Origin of the sequence: Candidatus Avoscillospira sp. LCP25S3_F1 (assembly GCF_052117125.1) — a bacterium.
GTDB lineage: Bacteria > Bacillota > Clostridia > Oscillospirales > Oscillospiraceae > Avoscillospira_A.
The window spans coordinates 187,380-203,582 of the sequence record NZ_JBQKJT010000002.1 but is presented as its reverse complement, the minus strand read 5'-3'; the positions used below and the strand labels follow the sequence as shown (position 1 = coordinate 203,582).

The following is a 16,203-nucleotide window of genomic DNA, read 5'->3' as shown; positions in this document are numbered from 1 at the left end:
GGGATGGTACAACATGGCAACGGATATCCTTTCCAAAATTCAAAAGGATCTGCCCACCTTTTCCAAAGGGCAGCGGCGCATTTCGGAATACATCATGGAGTCCTACGACAAGGCCGCCTTTATGACGGCCAGCCGTCTGGGCAAGACCGTGGGTGTCAGTGAATCCACGGTGGTGCGCTTTGCCGTGGAGCTGGGCTACAACGGCTACCCGGCCATGCAGAAGGCCATGCAGGAAATGGTTCGCAACAAGCTCACGTCGGTGCAGCGCATGGGCGTCATCAATGACCTGCTGGGCAATCAGGATGTGGTGTCCATGGTGCTCCAGTCGGATATGGAGACGCTGCGCATGACCGGCGAAGCCTTGGACCGGCAGGTGTTCGATCAGGTGGTGGAGCGGATGATGGCCGCCCGGACCATCTATATCATCGGTGTCCGGTCCTCCATGGCCCTGGCCACCTTCCTCAACTTCCATCTGCGCAATATGCTCCACCATGTGCGTCTGGTGGAGCCCTATTCCATCAGTGAAATGCTGGAGCAGCTGGTCCATGTTGGCCCGCAGGATGTGGTTATCGGCATCAGCTTTCCCAGGTATTCCAGCCGCACCATCAAGGCCATGGATTTTTGCCGCAAGGCCGGGGCCACGGTGGTGGCCATCACCGATACGCCGGAGGCGCCGGGCGCCCGGGTGGCCACCCATGTGCTGCTGGCCAAGAGCGATATGGTGTCCATTGTGGACTCCCTGGTGGCGCCCATGAGCGTCATCAACGCCCTCATTGTATCCGTGGGCCGCAAGAATGAAAACGACCTGTCCCGGACGTATGAGGAGCTGGAACAGATTTGGGAAGAGTACGAAGCCTATGAACGAATGGAAAACTGACGTCCTGGTGGTGGGCGCCGGGGCCGCCGGAATGATGGCCGCCGGTACGGCGGCGGAGCTGGGGGCCAGGGTGGTGCTTCTGGAGCACAACGACCGCCTGGGCAAGAAACTGTACATCACCGGCAAGGGCCGCTGCAATGTCACCAACTGCTGCACGCCTCAGGAGGTTTTGCAGAACGTCCCCCGCAACAGTCGGTTTTTATACAGCGCCATGGAAGCCTTCCCGCCGGAGGAGGTCATGGCCTTTTTTGAGGGCCTGGGATGCCGTCTCAAGGTGGAGCGGGGCAACCGGGTTTTTCCGGAGAGTGACAAGGCCGCGTCAGTCATTGACGCCCTGCGGGCGTACTTGAAGCGCACTGGCGTCCGGGTGGTGACGGCCCACGTCCAGTCGCTGCAAACAGCGGACGGCGCGGTGACCGGCGTCATCACCGATCAGGGGACCTTTGCAGCCGGGCGGGTTATTTTATGCACCGGGGGCTGCTCCTATCCGCTGACCGGCTCCACCGGCGACGGCTACGACATGGCCGCTTCCGTGGGCCATACCATTGTGGAGCCTCGCGGTTCCCTGGTGCCGCTGGAGGTGGCCGAGGCCGATGAATGCCGGGCCATGATGGGTCTGAGTTTGCGCAATGTGGCCGTCCGCATGAAAAATCAGAAGGGGAAGGTGGCCTTCGAGGACTTTGGAGAGCTGCTGTTTACCCACTTCGGCGTGTCCGGCCCCACGATCCTGTCGGCCAGCGCCCACCGGAAGGAAAAGGATTCCTATACCATTGAAATTGATTTGAAACCGGCCCTGGACGAGAAAAAGCTGGATGAGCGCATTCTGCGGGATTTTGAGAAGTACCAGAACCGGGATTTCGAAAACGCCCTGGGCGATCTGCTGCCCAGCAGCATGATTCCCGTGGTGGTGGCCCGGACGGGCATCCACCCGGCGGAGAAGGTCCACTCCGTCACCAAACAGCAGCGGCGGACGTTACTGGAAACCATGAAACGGTTTACCCTCACGGTCACCGGAGCCAGGCCCGTCAAGGAGGCCATTGTCACCGCCGGCGGCGTCAAGGTGTCGGAGGTGGACCCCAAGACCATGGCATCGAAGAAATGTCCCGGCCTGTATCTGGCCGGGGAACTGCTGGACGTGGACGCCTATACCGGCGGCTTCAATTTACAGATTGCCTGGGCCACCGGCCGCGCCGCGGGACGGGCCGCCGCCGGGGCCGTTAAGGAGGATACGAAATGACAACGAAACGCAACTACGCCATTGCCATCGACGGCCCTGCCGGCAGCGGAAAAAGTACCATGGCCCGGAGAGTGGCTAAGGACTTGGGCTTTGTCTATGTGGATACCGGGGCCATCTATCGGACCGTGGGCTACCATATGGACTTTTACGGCATCGGTCCCAAGGACACCGACGGCATTACCCGCCTGATTGGTGATGTGAATATTCAAATCGAGTACGACGCCGACGGTCTCCAGCATATGATGCTCAATGGCCGGGACGTCACCGACGATATCCGTACCCCGGAGATGTCGAAAATTGCCTCGGTGATCTCGGCCCAGAAGGTGGTCCGGGACTATCTTCTGGATATGCAGCGCCAGCTGGCCCGGACCCATAATGTGGTCATGGATGGCCGGGACATCGGTACGGTGGTGCTGCCGGGGGCCGATGTGAAGATTTTCCTGACGGCGGACCCGGAGGTGCGCGCCCGCCGCCGCTTTGACGAGCTGACGGCCAAGGGGGAGAAGGTCCAATATGAGAAGGTTTTAAAGGACCTGATCGCCCGGGACGAGCAGGACAGGAACCGCAAGATCGCGCCCCTGCGTCCGGCCAAGGACGCCGTCCACCTGGACACCACCGACCTGAATATTGAACAGGCGGCGGCGGCCATGGAGTCCATCATAAAGGAGAAGCTGGGGCAGCTATGAAAGCAAATGCAATCGTATATCACGTTCTGGAACGGCTGGCCCGTTTCGGTCTGTTCCTCTATCATCCGGTGTTCCGGGTCACAGGCCGGGAGCATATCCCCGAGGGGGCCTGCGTGATTTGCAGCAACCACATCGGCATGGCGGACCCCCTGTGGGCCATTTTCGGGTTGAAGCAGGGCCCCTTTTTCCGCATTATGGCCAAGGAATCCCTGTTGGAAGCGCCGCTGCTGGGAAAGCTGCTCCACTGGGCGGGCATCATCGGTGTCAAGCGGGGCGAGGGCGATATCAACGCCATCAAGGAGGCGCTGAAAACCCTCAAAGACGGGAAAAAGCTGCTGCTCTATCCCGAGGGGACCCGGGCCAAGGATGGCCCCCTGGAGGGCAAGACCGGCGCGGTCATGCTGGCCAACCGGGCCAAATGCCCCATTTTGCCGGTGTATATCAAGCGGAAGCGCTTTCCCTTTAGTCCCATGGCCATGGTCATCGGCGAACCCTTTGCGGTGGTCACCGCCACGGGCAAGGCCACGGCGGAGGAGCTGCGCAGTGAGACCGACCGGATGATGGACATCATTTACAAGCTGGGGGAGGGCGTTGGATGAAGGTCTACCTTGCCAAGACGGCGGGCTTCTGCTTCGGTGTGGACCGGGCTGTGTCCATGGTGGAGCAGGCGGCAAAAGACGGCTTGAACGCCGTGACCCTGGGCCCCATCATCCACAACCGCCATGTGGTGCAGCGCTTCGCGGAAATGGGCGTGCGGCAGGTGGACGAGGTTTCGGAGATCGAGGACGGCTGCGCCGTCATCATCCGTAGCCACGGCGTCAGCCGGGCCGTCTATGAGGAACTGGAGGCCAGAAATCTCACCATTCTGGACGCCACCTGTCCCTTTGTCAAGCGCATCCATGAGATCGTCCGCAAGGCCACGGAGCGGGGCCGCCAGGTGATCATCATCGGCACCCGGACCCACCCGGAGATCGTAGCCATTGCCGGTTGGTGCGACAACCCGGTTGTGTTTGAAAACGCCGCCGAACTCCAAGCGTGGCTGGACGAGGACCCGGCCCGGACTAATTTGTCCGTAACCATGGTGTCTCAGACCACCAGTACCGAGGCCCTATGGAAAAGTTGTTGTGAAATTATAAAAAAAGTGTATACAAATGCCGAAATATTTGATACAATATGTGGAGCGACGGAAAAACGGCAGAAAGAAGCCATAGCCCTGGCCGGGCTATGCGATGGAATGGTCATAGTCGGTGATGCAATGAGCTCCAATACGAAGCGCCTTGCGATGATTTGCAGAGAACACTGCAAGCTGGTTTCCCTGGTGGACAGTGCCGATGAATTGGACACTACGCTTTTCTCTAATGTGCAATCCGTTGGTATCACTGCCGGGGCGTCAACGCCGGCGTGGATAATAAAGGAGGTCAACAACCATATGAGCGACGAAATTCGTGTTGAAAATGCTGCCATGGAGGAGAACTTTGCCGAGCTTCTCGAGCAGTCCATCAAGACTTTAAATACAGGAGACAAGGTGACCGGCATCGTCACATCCATCACCCCCACCGAAGTGTATGTGGACCTGGGTACCAAGCACGCCGGCTACATCCCCTACAGCGAGATCAGCAGCGATCCTGCGGCCAAGGCCGAGGACCTGTTCAAGGTGGGCGATGAGATCGAGGTCTATGTGGTCCGTGTCAACGACATGGAGGGCACCGTGATGCTGTCCAAGAAGCGTCTGGACACCGTCAAGAGCTGGGACGAGATCGAGACTGCCTGCGAGGAGAAGACTGTGGTCGAAGGCGTCATCACCGAGGAGAACAAGGGCGGCCTGGTTGCCAATGTCAAGGGCATCCGTGTGTTCATTCCCGCTTCCCAGACCGGCATTCCCAAGGGCGGCGACCTGAGCCAGCTGATCCGTCAGACCGTCAGCATGAAGATCACCGAGGTCAACCGCGCCCGCCGCAGAGTGGTCGGCTCCATCCGTGCCGTCACCGCTGAGGCCCGCAAGGCTGCCGCCGAGCAGATCTGGAACGAGATCGCCGAGGGCAAGACCTACCATGGCGTTGTCAAGAGCCTGACTTCCTACGGCGCTTTCGTCGACATCGGCGGCGTGGACGGCATGGTTCACGTTTCCGAGCTGAGCTGGAGCCGCATCAAGAACCCCGCCGAGGTCGTCAAGGTGGGCGACGAGATCGACGTCTATGTCATCGGCTTTGATCCCGAGAAGAAGAAGATCTCTCTGGGCTACAAGACCGCTGAGACCAACCCCTGGAACCTGTTCCTGAACCAGTTCCAGGTTGGCGACGTGGCTACCGTCAAGATCGTCAAGCTGATGACCTTCGGCGCTTTCGCCGAGATCATCCCCGGTGTGGACGGCCTGATCCACATCTCCCAGATCGCTGACCGCCGCATCGGCAAGCCCGAGGATGTGCTGTCCGAGGGTCAGGAGGTCGAGGCCAAGATCATCGACATCGACGAGGAGAACAAGCGTATCTCCCTGTCCATCCGCGCCCTGCTGGTGGAGGGTGACGACGAGGAGTACGGCGACGAGGAGTAATCCTGCGCCGGAACCACGACAATCGTAGTTCGACCGGGCTGCTTCGGCAGCCCGGTTTTTGTATTTGCTGTACAAAGAAGGCCGCTGTCCTCCACCAGTGTTGGGGTGGGGACGGCGGCCTTAGGGCTTACGCCCGAGGGATGGCGCCATCTGCGGATGGCGCTGTGGACGACGGGGTGTTTCGCCCGCTGCGGCGGGCGACCGGGGCGCTGCCCCTGGACCCTGCGATTTTTGAAAAAATCGAGTAAATTTTTATATTGTGTTCCTTCCCGCCATAATGGAAAACCGGGCGTGCCGCTTGAGGCACGCCCGGTTGACGGTTTTTGCAATTACTTGACGGCGATGACTTCCATCTCCACCACGCCGCCCAGGGGCAGGGCAGCCACCTGCACGCAGGAACGGGCGGGATGCTCGCCGGTGAAGTTCTCAGCGTAGATGCCGTTGAGCTCGGCAAAGCCGGCCAGATCGGTCATAAACACGGTGGTCTTGACCACATTGCTCAGGTCCATGCCGTTCTCGGCCAGGACAGCCTTGACGTTGGCAAACATCTGACGGGCCTGGGCAGCCAGACCGCCCTCGGCCAGCTTACCGGTCTCGGGCACCAGACCCAGCTGGCCGGAGCAGTACAGGGTGTCGCCTACAAAAATCGCCTGGGAATAGGGACCCACAGCGGCGGGAGCGTTCTTGGAACAAATCACAGTTTTCATGGTTGAAAACCTTCCTTTCGTAAATTGATGTTCTCATTCTATCATAGTCCACCCCATCTGTTAAGGGCCAAATATAAAATTTTTGTAAATGTACTTGAAAAAATTTCAGAGCGCGGTATAATAGCATTAGCACTCAAGAGCTATGAGTGCTAATGCTGAATACAAAGGATGACATATCATGGAAAAGCAGCAATTTAAAGCCGAATCCAAGCGGCTTCTTGATCTGATGATCAACTCCATTTACACCCATCAGGAGATTTTTCTCCGTGAGATCATTTCCAACGCCTCCGACGCCATGGACAAGCTGGCCTATCTGAGCCTGACGGACCAGAACGTGGGCCTGAGCCGCAGCGACTTCGCCATCGACATTACGGTGGACGAAAAAGCGCGTCTGCTGACCGTGTCCGACAACGGTATCGGCATGAGCCGGGAGGACATGGAGGAGAATCTGGGTACCATCGCCAAGAGCGGTTCCCTCCAGTTCAAAAAGGACATGGAGCAGCAGGAGGATATCGACATCATCGGCCAGTTTGGCGTGGGCTTCTACTCCGCCTTTATGGTGGCCGACGCCGTGACGGTGATCTCCAAAAAGTACGGCTCCGACGAAGCCTGGATGTGGCAGTCCTCCGGCGCCGACGGCTACACCATTACCCCCTGTGAGAAGGATAGCGCCGGTACCCAGGTCATCATGCACCTGAAGGCCGACACCGAGGACGAGAACTACAGCCGGTTCCTCCAGGAGCATGAGCTGCGGTCGCTGGTCCGCAAGTACTCCGACTATATCCGCTACCCCATCCGCATGGACGTGACCAAGACCCGCGTCAAGGAGGAGACCAAGGACAGCGAGAAGCCCGAGTACGAGACGTACACCGAAAACGAGACTCTCAACTCCATGGTGCCCCTGTGGCAGCGGGCCAAGAAGGACGTCACGGAGGAGGAGTACAACCGGTTCTATCAGGAGAAGTTCTTCGACTATGAGAATCCTCTGGCCACCATCCATCTGAGCATCGAGGGCAATATTACCTATAAGGCATTGCTCTATATCCCTGCCCGGGCCCCCTACGACTTCTACACCAAGGAGTACAAGAAAGGCTTGCAGCTCTATTCCTCCGGCGTCCTGATTATGGAGAACTGCGAGGATTTGCTGCCGGAGCACTTCCGTTTTGTCAAGGGCATCGTGGATTCTCAGGATTTGAGTCTGAACATCTCCCGTGAGATGCTCCAGCACGACCGCCAGTTGAAACTCATCGCCTCCAACTTGGAAAAGAAGATCAAGTCCGAATTGAAGAAGCTCCTGGAAAATGACCGGGAGAAGTACGAGAAGTTCTTTAACGCCTTTGGCCGGAATCTGAAATACGGCCTGGTGGCCGAGTACGGCATGCACAAGGACCTGCTTCAGGATTTGATGCTCTTCTGGTCCAGCAAGGAGCAGAAGCTGGTGACTCTCCAGGAGTATGTGGACGGCATGGCAGAAGGTCAGGAGCACATCTATTTTGCCGCCGGTGAGAGCCGCCAGCGCCTTTCCCAGCTGCCCCAGATGGAGCTGCTCCAGGACAAGGGCTACGATGTCCTGTTCTTCACGGAGGATGTGGACGAATTCATTCCCCAGACCCTCCAGAAGTTTGCCGAAAAGGACTTCAAGAACATCGCGTCCGACGACCTGGGCCTGACCTCCGACGAGGAGAAGAAGGCCATGGAGGAGAAGAACGAGGCCGCCAAGCCCACCCTGGACTTCATCAAGGAGACGCTGGGCGACCGCGTCAAGGATGTGCGTCTCAGCGCCACCCTCAAGAGCTACCCCGTGTGCCTGGTCCCCGACGAGGGCATGAGCTTTGAGATGGAGAAATACTTCCAGAAGATGAATCCGGAAATGGGCTTTAAGGCCGGCCGTATCCTGGAGCTGAACCCGGAGCACGCCGTCTTTGCCACGTTGCAAGTTGCCGTGGCCCAGGACCCGGAGAAGGCCAAGAAGTATGTGGAGGTCCTGTACGATCAGTCCCTGCTCATGGCGGGTCTGCCCATCGACAACCCCACCGAGTATACCGACCGCATCTGCTCTTTGATGCAGTAAGGGAGATTTCGCGCCCTGCGGGGCGCGACCGGGGACGCCGTCCCCTGGACCCCTGCGATTTTTGAAAAAATCGAGTAAACTTTTATCGTTGGGTTCCAAACGGTGATTTTAGCTCTATCCTTATATTAATAATATTTCAGCCTCGGATTCCATGGGAATCCGGGGCTAATTTCAAGTTTTACTCAATTTTTTTTAAAAATTGCGGGGTGCGGGGCAGAGCCCCGCAAAAGAAATGCGTCACGATTCCGCGTCCTCCGTCACCGCCGGGCGCAGAATGCCGTACTCCGCAAAGCGGGTGTCCCGGGAGCTGGTGAGAAAGACCACACGATCGTGGAGCGTGTCATAGACGTCGGAGAAGGTGTCCACCAGGGCCTGGACCTGAGAGCCGTCGTTGCTGGTCAGATACACCCGGTCGGCATAGGCGGCCAGCGCCGGGTCCGTGGTGGCCAGGGACAGGGCGGGGGAGCGCTCCGTCTGGTTGGAGGACAGCCGCTGGGCGGCGTCCAGCACGGCGGACACCCGGTTGCCGTCATAGGCGATGTTCTGACTGGCGGGGAAGGTGAAGTCCGACAGGACCACTTCCTCAAAGCCCAGACCGGCCAGTTCCGAGAGAATGCTCTGGAGATAGGAAAGGACCTGCTGATTGGCCGGGTCCAGCCAGTAACAGCTGTCGCTGTCCATCCACAACGCGCCGTTGTCCAGGGGCAGGCCGCAGGACTGGTTGGCCAGGGCATAGGCACTGTCACGGAACGCCGGCAGCCGGGCGATGAGATAGACGCGGCCGTTGGCGTTGAGATCGGCAATCAGCTGGTCTACGGCGGTCACATCCACAGAGGAGGAGGTTTCCGCGCCGGGAATGGCGGTGGAGTAATAAAAATTGCCGTAGATACTTTTGACGTCCAGCAGTACGGCCACCTGTCCCTCCGTGGCCTGAACGGCTTCGAGAATGGCGTCGCTGTCACTGAGCATATCGGTGGTCACGTAAATGCCCTCCAGACGGGTCATGGTGCTGGTGTCCTCTATGGGGCTGGTGTCCACCACCACCTGGGCGTCGGGCAGGGGTTCCAGCTTTTCCTGAACTGTATTGCTCTCGGTGGACGGAGAGAACTCCAGCCGGACGCCGTCGGCGGAGTAGACCAGAAAACGCTGCAAATAGATGACGAAGCCCACGGCGGTCAGCAGCAGCAGCACGACGATGATGACCAGAGCCACGGCCAGCTTTCGAAGGCGCACCCGGGTGCGATAGGGGATATATGCCAAAGTTGCAGCCTCCTCAGCAGGTGGCGCTCAGCTGGCACCAGTCGTCCATCTGATTGCAGCCGGTGATGGTGAGGCCTGCCGCTTCCAGCGCCGCCTTTACTTCATCCAGCCGCACATTGAGCACGCCGGAGCACAGGAACACGCCGCCCTTGCGCAGGAAGTGGGGTACCACCGGGGCCAGGGGAATGATGACGTCGGCCACAATGTTGGCCAATACCACATCGTAGCCGCCTTGGGCCAGTTCCTCCATGCGGGCCTGATCGTCAATGACGTTGCCGGTGACGGCGGTGAACCGGGAACCGTCGAGACCGTTCATGGCGGCGTTTTCCCGGGCGATGTCCTCGGCCTTGGGGTCAATGTCCACGCCGGTGGCTGTGGCGGCCCCCAGCAGCAGCGCCGTAAAGGACAGAATCCCGCTGCCGCTGCCCAGGTCGATGACCCGTTCGCCGCCGTGGATGCACTGTTCCAGCGCCTTCATGCACATTTGGGTGGAAGCGTGGGCGCCGGTACCGAAGATCATGCCGGGGTCCAGCCGAACCTCCACGCGGCCCTCGGGGTTTTCCGGGTGGAGCCACTGGGGTACCACCAACAGTTTTTCACCAATGGGCAGGGGTTGATAATACTGTTTCCAGCTGTTCTCCCAGTCCTCATCCCGGCAGCCTGCCGCGGACACCGTCAAAGGGCCGAAGTCCACGGCCGGAAACTGACGGCGCAGCAGGGAAAGCTGCTCGCTGAGGAAGGACGCCGTCTCCACAGCCTGGGGCGTGTCCTCCACATAGAGGCGAATCTGGGAAATTCCGGCCATTTGCTGTTCCAGTTCCTCATCCACGTAGTCCCAATATTGACGATTCTGCTCTAAAAAATCATGAAATTCCTGTTGATCGTCCATAATAAAGCTGTCGAAGCCCAAGGCCGTCAGCCGTGCCGCCACCAGCTCAATGCCCGCGGGCGCGGTGGCGATGGTCAGTTCGATCCATTGCATGTAGTATGCCTCCTTATTGACTGGCGACGCCGTCTCTCGGTGTCTGCGGCTTGGATGGCCCATTTGCCACAACGGATACAGCGTTGCCATAGTCTATTAGTTTACAGGAAAAGCGCCGTTCTGACAAGCAGTTTCCAACATATTTTACTTTTTTGACGAACTGTGGTATGATGACCCAATAGGTCACCATACCCTGGAAAGGATGAATTGATTGAACAGACGAACAGAACTTTTGCCCGGTGTGTTCCTCACCTGTGTGCAGAGTGAAAAATTTAAAACCGGTTGTCTCAGCGTCTCCCTGCTGCGCCCCCTGCGGCGGGAGGAAGCGGCGGCCAACGCACTGCTTCCGGCGGTGCTCCTGCGGGGCTGCGAGGGCTGCCCGGACATGCGGGAGATTTCGGCGTTTCTCGACGGCTACTATGGGGCCAGTGTGGGCAGTCTCGTCCGCAAAAAAGGCGAGGTTCAGACCACGGGCTTCTATGCGGCCTTTCTGGAGGACCGCTACGCCTTGGACGGCGAGCCGATTCTGGCGCCCATGGTGGACTTTGTCTGCCGTCTGCTGCTCCGTCCGGTGACGGAGGACGGAGCGTTTGTCTCCGCTTTTGTGGACGGCGAAAAGCAGAACCTCATCAACACCATGGAAGCCCGCATCAACAACAAGCGCAGCTATGTGGTGTCCCAGCTGCTGCGGACCATGTGCAAGGACGAAGCCTACGGTCTGCCCCGCCTGGGCGATGTGGAAGAGGTGGAGCCCATCACGGCCCAAAGTCTCTATGACCATTACCGCCACATTCTGGAGCACTCCCGCATGGAGATCTTCTACCACGGCAGCTGTGACGCCGACACGGTGGCGGACCTGCTGAAAGCGGGCCTGTCGGACCTGCCCCGGGGCGAAGCCGACGCGTTCTCCACCGTGATCGTGGACAAGGCGGAGACCGTGCAGACAAAGCGGGAAGCGCTGGACGTGACCCAGGGCAAGCTGGCCATGGGCTTCCGTCTGGGCTGCACTGCCGACGATGTGGAGCGGTATCCGGCGGCGCTGATGATGAACGCCGTGTTCGGCTCCGGCGTCACCAGCAAACTGTTTATGAACGTCCGGGAAAAGATGTCCCTGTGCTATTATGCCAGCTCCACCATTGAAAAGTTTAAGGGCGTTATGGTGGTATCGTCGGGCATCGAGTTTGATAAATTTGAAGTGGCCCGGGATGAAATTCTCCACCAGCTGGAACTGACGCGGCAGGGGGAGATCACGGAGGAAGAACTGGAGGGCGCCCGGATTGCGCTGCTGTCCTCCCTGAAAACCGGCATGGACAGCCCTGGACGGCTGGACGATTACGCATTGGGCCAGGCCATTTTGGGCCAGGACGGCACCATGGCCGATCTGGCAAAATCCCTGGAGACGGTGACGGCGGAGCAGGTGGCCGAGGCCGCCCGCCGTGTGACGCTGGACACGGTGTACTTTATTGAGGGGGTGGCAAAATGAAAAAGGTAGTGCTGGAACAGCTGCGGGAGACGTTTTACGAGGAACGGCTGCCCAACGGGCTGCGCATCCGCGTCATTCCACGGCCTGACTTCGCCAAGACGTATTCCTTTTTTGCCACGGACTTCGGTTCTATCGACACGAAGTTCACCATGGACGGCAAGGTGTATGAGACACCGGCCGGTGTGGCCCACTATCTGGAGCATAAACTGTTCGACATGCCCGAGGGCAACGTGATGCAGATGTTTTCCGCCTTGGGCGGCAGTCCCAACGCCTTCACCGGCTATTCCATGACGGCATATCATGTAGAATCCACGGAACATTGGCGGGAAAATCTGGAACTGCTGTTGCGGTATGTGTCCACGCCCTATTTCACCGAGGAGAGCGTGGAGAAGGAGCGGGGCATCATCGCCCAGGAAATCCGCATGTACGAGGACAGCTCCGGTTCCCGGATGTATGAGAACCTCTTCGCGGCCCTGTATCAGCACCATCCCATTCGGGTGCCCATCGCCGGTACGGTGGAATCCATCCAGGATATCACGGCCCAGACGCTGTACGACTGCCACAAGGCCTTCTATGACCCGTCCAATATGATGCTCTGTGTGGCGGGTCCTGTGGACCCGGTGCTGGTGGTGGAGAGCGCAAGAAATATCCTGCCCAAGACCCCCGGCGGCGTGGGCGGTCGGGACTACGGCCCCGCCGAGCCCCTGACGGCGGAGAAGATGGCACGGGTGGAGCAGAACATGGAGGTGTCCATGCCGGGCTTCACCGTGGCGTTCCGCTGCGACACACCAAAAACAGGCGCGGACATTCTCCGACAGGAGTTGGTAGGCGATCTGGCGGCGGAGCTGCTGGTGGGCGAGTCCACGGCCTTCTATACGAAGCTGTACGAGGACGGTCTCATTGACTGCGATTTCTCCGCCGGGTATGAGGGCGTCAAAACGCTGGGCATGCTGTCCATCGGCGGCGACAGCAACGAGCCGGAGCGGGTGGTGGACGCCGTGCTCCAAGAGGCGGAGCGGCTGGGTCGGGAGGGCGCCGATGAAGCGCTGTTCCAGCGGCTCAAGCGCTCGGCGTTCGGACGCCGCATTCGCGAACTTGACAGTTTTGAAAACATCTGCTACCGTATGTGCCAGAGCACCTTTGAGGGGGCGTTCTATTATGACTTCCCGGATTTGTACCGCTCCATCACCCTGGACGAGACGGTGCGAATGATCCGGGATACGGTGGTCCCCCAGCGGGCGGCCCTCTCCCTCATCTATCCCAACGCGAAAGGATGACGTATTGTGTTTTTGGCATCCCCCATCACGTTCCCCAATCTGGGCATCGAGGTCAACCCCTCGCCGGTGGCCTTTTCTCTGGGTGAAAAACCCATCTACTGGTACGGCATTCTCATCGCCATCGGCTTTGCCCTGGCGGTGCTCTACGGCTGCCGCTGTGCCAAGCAGTTCGGCCTCACCGAGGACAACATTCTCGATATGCTGCTGCTGGCCGCTCCCCTGGGCATCATCGGTGCAAGACTTTATTACTGCATCTTCTATTGGGAGCTGTACGCCGACAATCCCATCTCCGTCTTCTTTATCTGGAAGGGCGGTCTGGCCATCTACGGCGGCGTCATCGGCGCGGCCATCGGCGTGATTCTCCATTCCCGATGGAAAAAAACGCCCCTGCTGCCCATGATGGATATCGGCTCCATGGGGCTGCTCATCGGCCAGTCCATCGGCCGTTGGGGCAACTTTATGAACCGGGAGGCCCACGGCGGCGTCACCGACAGCTTGTTCAAGATGGGCATTGCCGACAGCGCCGGTGTGGTGACGTACTATCACCCCACGTTCCTCTATGAATCGGTTTGGAACGCGGTGGGTTTTCTGGCCCTGCATTTCTATTTCAAAAAGCGCCGCCGCTATGACGGTCAGATTTTCACCATGTATGTGGCCTGGTACGGCCTGGGCCGTGCCTGGATTGAGGGGATGCGCACCGACAGCCTGTACCTCTTCGGCACGGGCATCCGGGTCAGCCAGCTGCTGGCGGCGCTGTCCTTCCTGGTGGCCGTGGGATGTTTGGTGTGGAACCTGAAAATCCGGCCCCATGACCCGGCCAATCTGGCGGTCAACCGGCAGAAGGCCGCCTCTGCGGAAGAGAAAGAAAAGACGGCATAACTCTTCCCACAAACTGAAAACCGTGGTATAATGGCGAAAAACGAGGAAACAACCCCACAGGACTGAAAGGAGCGATTCCCTATGGCAACATTTAATGATTATCTGGAGACGTTCAAGGGCATGGCCGTGGAGGGGGCCCAGACGGCAGTGAAGAAGACCCGCCAGCTGGCATCCGTGGCCAAGGCCAATCTGGCCATCCGCACCGAAGAGGAAAAGATCAAGAAGGCCCAGATTGAGCTGGGCAAGCTGTACTATAAGGACTATATTGTGGGCCAGACGCCGGACCCGGCGGTGTATACGCCTTGGTGCGAGCGGATTTCCGAATCCAAAATCGCCATTGAGGACCTGAAAATCGCCATTGAGGAGCTGCGCAGCCAGGGCCATGACGACGATGAGGAGATGGTCGGCGACGACTATGTGGTGGATATTACCGAGGATGATTTGGTGACCGAGCCCAAGTCCGCCGAATCCGTTGTCATCGATGTGGATGTGGCCGACAACGACGACGAAGACAAGCAGTAAGGATTTGAGCGCATAAAAACCGGGGACGCCGCCGCAGCGACGCCCCCGGCTTTGCGTCCATGGGATACCCAACGGCGGCATACCCGTCAATCGGAAGTGCCGGCAGAGGGTACGACTGCGCCCAAATGCGGCGAATAACGATACCTGGTACCACACAAAAAGGCCGCCGTCCACCACCCGCGATGGGGTGGGGATGGCGGCCTTGCGGCATACGCTGCGGGGATTGCGCCATCTGCGGATGGCGCTGGGAACGATGGGGGATTTCGCGCCGTGCGCGGCGCGGGAATTTCGCCCGCTGCGGCGGGCGACAGGGGGCGCTGCCCCCTGGACCCCTGCGATTTTTTGAAAAAAAATCGAGTAAAACTTTTAATGTTGGGTGCGTGGGAAAGTGCGGGTCAGAACAGGCTGTCCGGCTCCTCATTCATACGGTCTTCCAACAGGCAAGCCGTGGCATACAGCAGGTTAGCGGCGTCGCGGCGGGTCATGGTTTCGTCGTAGGCCCCCACCGGCAGACCGGCTTCATCCAGGGCGCAGACGGCTTCGGCGGCCCAGGCGGGTACGCTCTCGTCGGCCAGCTGGCCGGAAACCTCCGTCACAGCAGGCAGCTGCAACACATTCTGCACCATGACGGCAGCTTCGGCGGTGGTCAGGTCCGCCGTGGGACGAAATACCACACCGTCATCTTGGGCGGTGCCGGAGATATACCCGGCCCGCAGGGCCGACACGATATAGGGCCGCATCCAGACAGGTGTTAGGGATTCATCGTCAAAGCCGGAGGTCATCTGGGCCTCGTCGGGCTTCAAGTCCGTCAGCTGGGCCAGCATCACCAGGAATTCGCCCCGCGTCACCGCCTTGTCCGGGTTGAAGCACAGGGTGCCGCCGACGGACTCGCCGGAGAACAGCTGCTGTTCCCGCAGCCACAGGGCCGTGAAGTGGTCGCCGTCGCCCTCCATGTCGCTGTAGGTGATCTTGTCCATGGGCTTGAGAATTTCAATCTCCACGGTGGCCTCGTTAGACACGTTGCCGGCGGCGTCGGTGACGGTGTAGGTGAACCGGTCGGAGCCCACCTTGTTATTGGCGGGCGTATAGGTGTAGGTGCCGTCGGCCCGCAGCTCCACCTCGCCGCGCTTGGGCGCTCCAGTGAGCTCATAACGGAGACTGTCGCCCTCCGGGTCCGTTACGTCCAACGTGCCGTCGCTGGCAATGTTCTTGTACGTTTCCAATGTGCCGTCCTGGGCCGTGGGGGCGTGGTTTTCTCCGGAGGAAATGGAGATGGATACGGTCTGTGATTGCCCCAGCCCCTCTTCGGTGATGGGCAGATAGCAGACGGCGGCTTCCTGATCGCCGGTGCAGACGGGCCGCAGCGTCAGGCTGGTCAGAGCCGAAGCAGGCAGCACGTCGCCGGCTTGCAGAACCCGGTTGCCATAGCACAGCTTGCCCACGGAGGGCGCCGGGACCTCGGTGAGAAAGATGCCGGTCAGCTGTTGGCTGTCGGCAAAATCCGCCGCCTCAAAGCAGTAGACGGCGTCATACAGTGTTTCCCGCTGGGCAGCGGCCGCACCGGTGGCCAGCACACAGACGCAGAGCACCGCGCCTGCCGCCGGGGCCACACGGCGCAGGGGAGAGAAATTGGATGTCAAGGGAAATACCTCCTTTTGGATTTGTCAGAGG

At 59.5% G+C, this 16,203-nt stretch carries 14 protein-coding genes; 10 read left to right on the top strand and 4 right to left on the bottom strand.

Going from position 1 to position 16,203, the window contains the following annotated elements; translation table 11 throughout:
• Positions 1-13: 13 nt before the first annotated feature.
• From ACTQ33_RS02660 to ACTQ33_RS02640, 5 genes are read left to right on the top strand one after another with little or no spacing between them, the layout of a single operon-like run.
• The gene (locus tag ACTQ33_RS02660; protein ID WP_441461925.1) at positions 14-877 is read left to right on the top strand and encodes a MurR/RpiR family transcriptional regulator; all 864 of its coding nucleotides are present in this window, start codon (positions 14-16) and stop codon (positions 875-877) included.
• Positions 858-2,114, top strand: a complete 1,257-nt coding sequence (locus ACTQ33_RS02655; RefSeq protein ID WP_441461923.1) for an NAD(P)/FAD-dependent oxidoreductase — start codon at positions 858-860, stop codon at positions 2,112-2,114. The genes ACTQ33_RS02660 and ACTQ33_RS02655 overlap by 20 nt, the downstream gene beginning before the upstream one ends.
• Entirely contained in the window at positions 2,111-2,800 is a 690-nt protein-coding gene (gene cmk / locus ACTQ33_RS02650) for a (d)CMP kinase (protein WP_441461921.1), read from the top strand. The genes ACTQ33_RS02655 and cmk overlap by 4 nt, the downstream gene beginning before the upstream one ends.
• Positions 2,797-3,399, top strand: a complete 603-nt coding sequence (locus tag ACTQ33_RS02645) for a lysophospholipid acyltransferase family protein (RefSeq protein WP_441461919.1) — start codon at positions 2,797-2,799, stop codon at positions 3,397-3,399. The genes cmk and ACTQ33_RS02645 overlap by 4 nt, the downstream gene beginning before the upstream one ends.
• Positions 3,396-5,351, top strand: a complete 1,956-nt coding sequence (locus ACTQ33_RS02640; protein WP_441461918.1) for a bifunctional 4-hydroxy-3-methylbut-2-enyl diphosphate reductase/30S ribosomal protein S1 — start codon at positions 3,396-3,398, stop codon at positions 5,349-5,351. Before ACTQ33_RS02645 ends, ACTQ33_RS02640 begins: the two co-directional genes overlap by 4 nt.
• Positions 5,352-5,680: 329 nt before the next feature.
• Here the strand turns inward: ACTQ33_RS02640 and ACTQ33_RS02635 are convergent, their stop codons facing one another.
• Positions 5,681-6,058 carry a RidA family protein gene (locus tag ACTQ33_RS02635; RefSeq protein WP_441461916.1) on the bottom strand — a complete coding sequence of 126 codons (378 nt, stop codon included), beginning with the start codon at positions 6,056-6,058 and terminating at the stop codon, positions 5,681-5,683.
• A gap of 178 nt (positions 6,059-6,236) precedes the next feature.
• Between ACTQ33_RS02635 and htpG the strand changes: the two genes are divergently transcribed.
• The gene (gene htpG / locus ACTQ33_RS02630) at positions 6,237-8,129 is read left to right on the top strand and encodes a molecular chaperone HtpG (RefSeq protein WP_441461914.1); all 1,893 of its coding nucleotides are present in this window, start codon (positions 6,237-6,239) and stop codon (positions 8,127-8,129) included.
• 237 nt (positions 8,130-8,366) lie between these two features.
• Here htpG and ACTQ33_RS02625 read toward each other — a convergent pair whose 3' ends face one another.
• On the bottom strand, positions 8,367-9,389 hold the full coding sequence (locus ACTQ33_RS02625) for a putative glycoside hydrolase (RefSeq protein WP_441461912.1): 1,023 nt from the start codon (positions 9,387-9,389) through the stop codon (positions 8,367-8,369).
• Between the two features lie 13 nt (positions 9,390-9,402).
• Positions 9,403-10,371: a 50S ribosomal protein L11 methyltransferase gene (gene prmA / locus ACTQ33_RS02620; protein ID WP_441461910.1), complete on the bottom strand. Its 969-nt coding sequence runs from the start codon at positions 10,369-10,371 to the stop codon at positions 9,403-9,405.
• Between the two features lie 211 nt (positions 10,372-10,582).
• On the opposite strand from prmA, the gene yfmF reads away from it, so the two are divergent.
• From yfmF to ACTQ33_RS02600, 4 genes are all read left to right on the top strand, one after another.
• Entirely contained in the window at positions 10,583-11,854 is a 1,272-nt protein-coding gene (yfmF, locus tag ACTQ33_RS02615) for an EF-P 5-aminopentanol modification-associated protein YfmF (RefSeq protein WP_441461908.1), read from the top strand.
• Positions 11,851-13,131: an EF-P 5-aminopentanol modification-associated protein YfmH gene (gene yfmH, locus ACTQ33_RS02610; RefSeq protein WP_441461906.1), complete on the top strand. Its 1,281-nt coding sequence runs from the start codon at positions 11,851-11,853 to the stop codon at positions 13,129-13,131. Before yfmF ends, yfmH begins: the two co-directional genes overlap by 4 nt.
• A gap of 6 nt (positions 13,132-13,137) precedes the next feature.
• The gene (gene lgt, locus ACTQ33_RS02605; protein ID WP_441461904.1) at positions 13,138-14,010 is read left to right on the top strand and encodes a prolipoprotein diacylglyceryl transferase; all 873 of its coding nucleotides are present in this window, start codon (positions 13,138-13,140) and stop codon (positions 14,008-14,010) included.
• Positions 14,011-14,091: 81 nt separating this feature from the next.
• Positions 14,092-14,532 carry a hypothetical protein gene (locus tag ACTQ33_RS02600; protein WP_441461903.1) on the top strand — a complete coding sequence of 147 codons (441 nt, stop codon included), beginning with the start codon at positions 14,092-14,094 and terminating at the stop codon, positions 14,530-14,532.
• A gap of 395 nt (positions 14,533-14,927) precedes the next feature.
• On the opposite strand, the gene ACTQ33_RS02595 is transcribed toward ACTQ33_RS02600, so the two are convergent.
• Positions 14,928-16,172 carry an Ig-like domain-containing protein gene (locus tag ACTQ33_RS02595; RefSeq protein ID WP_441461902.1) on the bottom strand — a complete coding sequence of 415 codons (1,245 nt, stop codon included), beginning with the start codon at positions 16,170-16,172 and terminating at the stop codon, positions 14,928-14,930.
• Between the last annotated feature and the right edge of the window lie 31 nt (positions 16,173-16,203).

Excerpts from the sequence above, each read along its gene's own strand:
- yfmH (WP_441461906.1), top strand. The coding sequence starts at position 11,851 with ATGAAAAAGGTAGTGCTGGAACAGCTGCGGGAGACGTTTTACGAGGAA.
- ACTQ33_RS02645 (WP_441461919.1), top strand. The coding sequence starts at position 2,797 with ATGAAAGCAAATGCAATCGTATATCACGTTCTGGAACGGCTGGCCCGT.
- prmA (WP_441461910.1), bottom strand. The coding sequence starts at position 10,371 with ATGCAATGGATCGAACTGACCATCGCCACCGCGCCCGCGGGCATTGAG.
- cmk (WP_441461921.1), top strand. The coding sequence starts at position 2,111 with ATGACAACGAAACGCAACTACGCCATTGCCATCGACGGCCCTGCCGGC.
- ACTQ33_RS02635 (WP_441461916.1), bottom strand. The coding sequence starts at position 6,058 with ATGAAAACTGTGATTTGTTCCAAGAACGCTCCCGCCGCTGTGGGTCCC.
- ACTQ33_RS02600 (WP_441461903.1), top strand. The coding sequence starts at position 14,092 with ATGGCAACATTTAATGATTATCTGGAGACGTTCAAGGGCATGGCCGTG.
- ACTQ33_RS02655 (WP_441461923.1), top strand. The coding sequence starts at position 858 with ATGAACGAATGGAAAACTGACGTCCTGGTGGTGGGCGCCGGGGCCGCC.
- ACTQ33_RS02640 (WP_441461918.1), top strand. The coding sequence starts at position 3,396 with ATGAAGGTCTACCTTGCCAAGACGGCGGGCTTCTGCTTCGGTGTGGAC.
- htpG (WP_441461914.1), top strand. The coding sequence starts at position 6,237 with ATGGAAAAGCAGCAATTTAAAGCCGAATCCAAGCGGCTTCTTGATCTG.
- ACTQ33_RS02660 (WP_441461925.1), top strand. The coding sequence starts at position 14 with ATGGCAACGGATATCCTTTCCAAAATTCAAAAGGATCTGCCCACCTTT.